Below are 7,098 nucleotides of genomic sequence, written 5' to 3'. Positions count from 1 at the left end.
GGCCGGCAGGTCGAACAGCACCACCGGCACCTTGACGTTGACCAGGTGGGCCGCGATCTGCGCGCCCATCACCCCGGCGCCGAGGACGGCGACCTTGCGTACGTTGAATCGGTTCATGGTCACTCCACTCGGATCCATTGTTGGTTGCGGTAGAACGGGCCGAGGTAGCCGCGCACTTCCAGCTTCTTGCCGCCATCGAGCATGCGCAGGCGCAGGCGGTAGGTCTCGCCCTTGGTGGGGTCGAGGATCTCGCCGCCTTCGAAGATGTCCTTGTCGTCGGCCTTGGGCTTGACGCCCTTGATGATGGTCATGCCGACGATGGGCTGGTCCTTGCGCTCGTCGCTGCACTTGCTGCAGGTGGTTTCCTTGGCGTCGGGCTGCAGGCCCTTTTCCACCTTGCCGCTGTACACGCCACCGGCTTCGGTGATGCGCACCAGCGACTTCTCCTGCTTGGTCTCGTCGTCGATGGTCTTCCACAGTCCGGCGGGCGTGGACTGGGCCCAGGCGGCGCCGGCCGCGCACAGCAGCGCGGCAATGGCAAATCGCTTCATCGTTGGTCTCCTCAGAACAGGGCTTCGTCCATCGCCATCAGCGGCTCCAGGCCGGCGCGGCAGCTGCGGATCAAGCCTGCCGTCTCGGGCAGCAGCTTGGCGAAGTAAAAGCGCGCGGTGTGCAGCTTGGCGGTGTAGAACGGGTCGCCCGCGTCCTTCTTCTCGAGCGCCACCTTGGCCATGCGGGCCCAGAAGTACGCAAACACCAGGTGGCCGGTCACGCGCAGGTAGTCCACCGCGGCGGCGCCCACCTCGTCGGGGTTGCGCATCGCCTTCATGCCGATCTCGGTGGTGAGCTTGGTCACCTTGTCGCCCAGGTCGGCCAGCGGGTTGATGAACTCCTGCATGTCCTCGTTCACGCCTTCTTCTTCCACGAAGGCGGCGACCTTCCTGCCGAAAGCCTTGAGCTTCTTGCCGCCATCGGCCAACACCTTGCGGCCCAGCAGGTCGAGCGACTGGATGGTGTTGGTGCCCTCGTAGATCATGTTGATCCGCGAGTCGCGCACATACTGCTCCATGCCCCATTCGGCGATGAAGCCGTGGCCGCCGTACACCTGCATGCAGTGCGAGGTGGCGATCCAGGCGTTGTCGGTGATGAAGGCCTTGATGATGGGCGTCAGCAGCGCCACCTCGTCGGCGGCGGCCTGGCGCTCGGCCTCGTCGTCGCTGGCCAGTTCCACGTCCAGCTGCAGCGAGGTGTACATGGCCATCGCGCGGCCGCCCTCGGCATAAGCGCGGGCGGTCAGCAGCATCTTGCGCACGTCGGGATGCACGATGATGGGGTCGGCCGGCTGATCGGGCGCCTTGGGGCCGGACAGCGCACGCATCTGCAGCCGGTCCTTGGCGTAGGCCACGGCGTTCTGGTAGGCGATCTCGGTCAGGCCCAGGCTCTGGTTGCCCACGCCCAGGCGGGCGGCGTTCATCATCACGAACATCGCGGCCAGGCCCTTGTGCGGCTGGCCCACCATCCAGCCGCGCGCACCTTCCATGGTGATCTGCGCGGTGGCATTGCCGTGGATGCCCATCTTGTGCTCCAGGCCGGTGCAGAAGATGGGGTTGCGCTCGCCCAGCGAGCCGTCGTCGTTCGGGATGAACTTGGGCACCACGAACAGCGAGATGCCCTTGCTGCCGGCCGGTGCGTCGGGCAGGCGGGCCAGCACCAGGTGCACGATGTTGGCGGCCAGGTCGTGTTCACCGGCCGAGATGAAGATCTTGTTGCCGCTGATCTTGTAGCTGCCGTCGGCCTGCGGCTCGGCCTTGCTGCGCAGCAGGCCCAGGTCGGTGCCGCAATGCGGCTCGGTCAGGCACATGGTGCCGGTCCATTCGCCGCTGGTCAGCTTGGGCAGGTAGCGCTGCTGCAGCTCGGGCGAGCCGTGGGCATGCAGCGCCTCATAGGCGCCGTGCGACAGGCCGGGGTACATGGTCCAGGCCTGGTTGGCCGAGTTCATCATCTCGTACAGGCACTGGTTGAGCGTGACCGGCAGGCCCTGGCCGCCGTAGGCCGGGTCGCAGCTCAGCGCGGCCCAGCCGCCTTCCACGTACTCCGCGTAAGCTTCCTTGAAGCCGGTGGGCGCCTTCACCTCGTGGGTGGTCTTGTCCAGCACGCAACCTTCGCGGTCGCCCACTTGGTTCAGCGGCAGAAGCACCTGGGCGGCGAACTTGCCGGCCTCTTCCAGCACGGCATTGATGGTGTCCGCATCCACCTCGGCGTGCTTGGGCAGCGCCTTCAGCGTGCCGGTGGCGTCGAGCAGCTCATGCAGCACGAATTGCATGTCGCGCAGCGGGGGCGTGTATTGGGGCATGGTCGGGTCTCCTCGACGGGTGGCTACGGTTGAACGAAAGACGGGACAACAACGACGCGCCCCGTGGCGCGCCGCCGGAATTCAGGGCAAGGCGCCGGGCTGGGCGTAGTACTGCACGATGCGCTCGAAGGCATTGCGCGCCCGGTCGATGGCGCCGGGAATGCGCAGGAAACGGGCGTCGTGGTGCAACGACAGGATCAGGCCGTGTACCTCGAACACCATCTGCAGCGCATCGGTATCGGCACGCAGATGGCCTTCGGCGATGGCCAGGCGGATGGCGCGGTCGAGTGCGCTTTGCCAGGCGCGCACCATGTCGGCCAGGGCGTCGCGCACGGGGCCGGGCCGGTCGTCGAACTCGACCGCACCGCTGATGTAGATGCAGCCCGAATCCACTTCCACCGACACGCGGCGCACCCATCGCTCGAACAGCGCCCGCAGCCGCGGCAGGCCGCGCGGCTCGCGGATGGCGGGATAGAAGACCTCTTCCTCAAAGCGGGCGTGGTACTCGCGGATGACGGAGATCTGCAGCTCTTCGCGCGAGCCGAAGTGGGCGAACACGCCCGACTTGCTCATCTGCATCAGCTCGGCCAGCACGCCGATGGACAAGCCTTCCAGGCCGGCGCTGGATGCCAGGCTCAACGCCGCATCGAGAATGGCGGCGCGGGTTTGCTGCCCCTTCTGCAAGGGCTGGCGGCCCGCCTTGTGGGCGGGCGGCACGGCGGCGGCGGCGTTGGACTGCATGGGTGGGCCTGGCGGCGGAAAAAAACGAACGATCGTTCTATTCTGCAGCCATCCACCGTTTTGTGGGCCCCCGGGGCGATAAATTTTTCTCGGTGCCCGGGATCGCTCTCCCTCTCATGGGGGTTTACCCGCAGCCCGCTCACTCCTCCGCGGCGGCTTCGTCGTCCCCTTCGTTGTCGGCGTCCGACCGCGCCCGGGCGTCCAGCCGGCCGTGCAGGCCGTTCACCTGCTCCAGAAAGCGCTCGGGCGTCTCGGGCCGCGACAGGCGCCAGCCGGGCTGGGGCAGCACGCTCATGTACAGCGGGCCGACCAGCGGCGCCTCGTTCTGGTGGCGCAGCGTCATGCCCACCGCACCGGCGGCCGCCAGCATGCCCACCGCCATGGCCGCCAGCGTCTTGCGCCGCTGCGGGAACACCAGCGCCGCATGCCGCGCCAGCCACACCACGCTGACGATGCCCATCAACGGCTCGATCGGGCTGAACACCAGCGGCGAGCCCAGCGCCGCCGCCACCTGCGGCAGCACGCTGCCCAGCACCGTGAGCAGCAGCGCAAAGCGCACCGCCAGCGCCCAGTGCGCCGGGAACTCGAAGCGGTGGCGGAACAGCTTGGCCACCACCGCCCACAGCCCCGACCACACCAGCAGCGCCAGCGGCGGGCCGAACACCGCGGTCAGCCAGTCCGACGGCTTGCTGCCGGGGTCCAGCTGCACCCAGTGCTCACCCAGCAGCAGCGCCCACAACGCCAGCGCATAGCCGGCGGTGGCCAGCGATCGGCGACGCTCGGCGGTGCCGCCCAGCGGCAGTTCGTCGGCCAGGGTTTCGCCCGGCAGGCGCAACCGCAGGCGGGTCAGGCCCAGCTGCCAGTCATGCCCGGCGGCCTGCTCCAGCGGCAGCCGCTGGCCGGCCTTCATCGTGCGGCGGCCCACGCGCAGGCCGTTGATGGACGGGCCGGCGGTCAGCTGCAGCTCGCCTTGCTCGTCGGGCTCCAGCGTGGCGTGGTGGCCGGCGATGTGCGGGTCGTCCAGCACCAGGTGGCAGTCCAGTCCGCGGCCGATGCGCACCGGCCAGGCCATGACGTCGAACTGCCGCGGCAGCCGGCCGTCACGGTCGAACACCTCGATCAGCGCGAGGCGGGCTGTTTCGGCTGCCATGCAAATCCCTTCAGGTAATGGTCGGCCAGGCGCAGGGCGTTGTCCCAGCTCACGCCGTGGGCGTTGAAGCGGCCCTGCGCGCCGGTGGTGCTGCCGTCCAGCGTGGCCACCAGCACGCTCATGTCGTACAGGCCCGGCAGCTTGCGGTAGGCGCGCAGGCAGGTCACCGCGCGCAACGGCAGCGCGTCGGGCGCCTGCCTAACCTCCGCCTCTCGGCAGGCGGGCGCGGTGAGCTGGCGCGTCTTCTGCCCGAAACCTTCGTTCTGGAAGCTGCTGCTGTAGCGCTCGGCAAAACGCAGCGCGCCCAGCGAGCGGCCGTCGTAGGCCTCGTGCCGCACGCTGAAGTGGCCGGTCTGCAGGCTGCCGTCGATGTAGATGCGGCTGTCCATCGCGCAGTCGGAGCGCTCGAACTCCAGCCCGCGGCTGCCCGGCGGCGTGCTGCCGCCCCAGCAGCGCATGAAGTTCTCCTGCGGCACCGGGATGGTGTAGCGCGCATGGCCCGCCTCGCGCCAGGGCAGCGCGATGAAGGCATCGGTGAGCTTCTGCTGGTGCGCCAGCAGCTGGCGCGCGATCTCGCCCTGCATCGGCTGGGTCACGGGCGCATCGCCGCGGTGGGCCTCGAACAGCGCCTGGGCGGGCGCCGCCGGCACCAGAAAGCTCACCTGCTCGCCGTCGCGGCGCGATGCCACGTTGATGCCGATCACGCGCCCGCGGTCGTCCACCGCCGGCCCGCCGCTCATGCCCGAGCTGAGCGAGCCGCCGAAGAAGATGGTGGGCACGAAGCTGCGCTCCACCAGGCCGTTGTAGGCGCCTTCCACCACCGCGAAGCCCACGTCCAGCGGATTGCCCAGCGAGAAGATGCGCTCGCCGCGGCCCAGCGGCTGCTCGGCCGGGCGAAAGGCCATCACCCCGCGTGCGGCCAGCGGCGCCGGGTCGGCCGCCTTCAGCAGCGCCAGGTCGTTGACCACGTCCACCGCCAGCAGCTGCAGCACGCCGCGCTGGCCGTCGTCGGTGCTGTACACCAGCCGGTAGCGCTGCGGCTGCAGCGCCATGGTGCTGACCACGTGGTAGTTGGTGATGAAGTGGCCCTGCTCGCTGACCAGGAAGCCCGAGCCCACCGACGACTGGCTGTCCTGCTGGCGCAGCAGCGTGCGCACCTGCACCAGCCGCTGACGGGCGCTGTCGTACACCCGCTGGCCGCCGGCCGATGGGGTGGGCACCGCGGGTGCCGCGATGGAAGAAGGAAGCACCGGCGCGCTGGCAGGCGGTGCGGCGGCGGGCCCCGGCTGGGCGCTGGCCGCCAGGGCCAGCACCGTCAACGCCGCGGCCGGGGCGGCGCGTTGGATGAGATGCATGCCCCATTCTGGCGGCAGCCGGGTGGGGAAGTTCAACACCTTGTTGAGTCGTGTCATGTTGACGCGCTATCCTGTGCCTCGGAAGGTTCGCACCCATGGACGTGTTGCAGCTCGACGTGTCAGGACGCCCGCAAGCCTGGATCACCGCGCGTGACGCCGCCGTGATCTACGCCAGCGACGGCGTGGCCTGGACGCTTGGCGACCCGATGCAGGTGCTGCGTGGCGGCATCCAGCGCACCACCGGCCGGCAGTCGGTGATCACCGTGCATTCCATCATCGCCGTGCGCGGCGCCGTGCCCAGCCGCGCCTGGCGGCAGACGCCGGCCTTGTCCAACCAGAAGCTGTTCGTGCGCGACCGGCAGGTGTGCGCCTACTGCGGCGGCCATTTCCACATCGACGACCTGACGCGCGAACACATCGTGCCCACCTCGCGCGGCGGCGCCGACAGCTGGATGAACTGCATCACCGCCTGCAAGGCCTGCAACGGCCGCAAGGGCAACCGCCTGCCCGAAGAAGCCCGCATGACGCTGATGTACCTGCCCTACGTGCCCAACCTGCACGAGGACATGATCCTGCGCGGCCGCCGCATCCTGGCCGACCAGATGGAGTTCCTGATGGCCAGCGTGCCGCGCTCCAGCCGGCTGCACACTTAGGCTCACCCGCCTGCCGGCCCTTGGGGGCTGCCACCAACAAAACGTTACGCGGCCGACACGAACGGCGCCTAAGGTCGCGGGTCAACTCCTGCACCCCACCACACGTTGTGACAGGACGCTTCCGGAGCCTTCGAATGAACCGCAACACCGCCCCCCGCCGCCCGGCCGGGCCCGCCCGCCTGCTGCTGGCGGCCTGCATCGCCGCCACGCTGGCCGCCTGTTCCACCACCAGCCCCGACATGGTCCAGCGCGGCGATGCACAGCGCCTGTCCAGCGTGCAGGACGCCACCGTGCTCTCGGTGCGGCCGGTGACGGTGGACGGCAGCCAGAGCGGTGGCGGCGGCGTCACCGGCGCCCTGGTCGGCGGTGCGCTGGGCGCCAGCCGCAGCCACGGCACCGAGTCGGCCATCATCGGCGTGCTGGGCGCGGTGGCCGGCGCCGTGGTGGGCAATGCGGTGGAACGCACCGCCACCAAGGAAGACGCCTACGAGATCCTGGTGCAGCTGCCCAGCGGCGAGCGCCGCGCCGTGGTGCAGGCCAAGGGCAACGAGAACTGGCAGGCCGGCGATCCGGTGATCCTGGTGACCAGCGGCGGCAAGACCCGTGTCACCCGCGCGCCGGCCGGCACCGTGCCGCGCACCAATGTGCCGGCACCGGTGTATTCGCCCCAGCCGCCCAGCTCGCAGGCACCGGCCACCACGCCCAGCGTCGCCCCGGTGTACTCGCCCACCGCGCCGCTGCGCAGCTGACCTCGATGCGGAGGTGGCCACCGGGCAGTTAACCTCGGTGGCATGACCTCACTCCTGCACACGCTGGCCTTGCTGGCCGCCGGCCTGGCCGGCGCCG

8 protein-coding genes are annotated in these 7,098 nt (G+C 69.7%); 2 read left to right on the top strand and 6 right to left on the bottom strand.

Going from position 1 to position 7,098, the window contains the following annotated elements:
• From ABNT58_RS00775 to ABNT58_RS00750, 6 genes are all read right to left on the bottom strand, one after another.
• Window positions 1–117, bottom strand: a 117-nt coding sequence (locus ABNT58_RS00775) for a 3-hydroxyacyl-CoA dehydrogenase NAD-binding domain-containing protein (RefSeq protein ID WP_348751608.1), incomplete at its 3' end; no start/stop codon positions are given.
• Between the two features lie 2 nt (window positions 118–119).
• On the bottom strand, window positions 120–551 hold the full coding sequence (locus ABNT58_RS00770) for a DUF2147 domain-containing protein (RefSeq protein WP_348751607.1): 432 nt from the start codon (window positions 549–551) through the stop codon (window positions 120–122).
• Between the two features lie 11 nt (window positions 552–562).
• Window positions 563–2,353 carry an acyl-CoA dehydrogenase C-terminal domain-containing protein gene (locus tag ABNT58_RS00765; RefSeq protein WP_348751606.1) on the bottom strand — a complete coding sequence of 597 codons (1,791 nt, stop codon included), beginning with the start codon at window positions 2,351–2,353 and terminating at the stop codon, window positions 563–565.
• Between the two features lie 81 nt (window positions 2,354–2,434).
• Entirely contained in the window at window positions 2,435–3,094 is a 660-nt protein-coding gene (locus ABNT58_RS00760) for a TetR/AcrR family transcriptional regulator (protein ID WP_348751605.1), read from the bottom strand.
• Window positions 3,095–3,233: 139 nt separating this feature from the next.
• Window positions 3,234–4,244 (bottom strand): FHA domain-containing protein, encoded by a 1,011-nt coding sequence (locus tag ABNT58_RS00755; protein ID WP_348751604.1) that lies wholly within the window; start codon window positions 4,242–4,244, stop codon window positions 3,234–3,236.
• Window positions 4,214–5,599: a serine protease gene (locus ABNT58_RS00750; protein ID WP_348751603.1), complete on the bottom strand. Its 1,386-nt coding sequence runs from the start codon at window positions 5,597–5,599 to the stop codon at window positions 4,214–4,216. The genes ABNT58_RS00755 and ABNT58_RS00750 overlap by 31 nt, the downstream gene beginning before the upstream one ends.
• A gap of 95 nt (window positions 5,600–5,694) precedes the next feature.
• On the opposite strand from ABNT58_RS00750, the gene ABNT58_RS00745 reads away from it, so the two are divergent.
• The gene (locus ABNT58_RS00745; protein WP_348751602.1) at window positions 5,695–6,252 is read left to right on the top strand and encodes an HNH endonuclease; all 558 of its coding nucleotides are present in this window, start codon (window positions 5,695–5,697) and stop codon (window positions 6,250–6,252) included.
• Window positions 6,253–6,386: 134 nt separating this feature from the next.
• Window positions 6,387–7,001: a hypothetical protein gene (locus ABNT58_RS00740; protein WP_348751601.1), complete on the top strand. Its 615-nt coding sequence runs from the start codon at window positions 6,387–6,389 to the stop codon at window positions 6,999–7,001.
• Window positions 7,002–7,098: the final 97 nt, after the last annotated feature.

The organism is uncultured Aquincola sp., from assembly GCF_964001545.1.
Classification (GTDB): domain Bacteria; phylum Pseudomonadota; class Gammaproteobacteria; order Burkholderiales; family Burkholderiaceae_C; genus Aquincola.
This window is presented reverse-complemented; position numbering and strand designations above follow the sequence as displayed.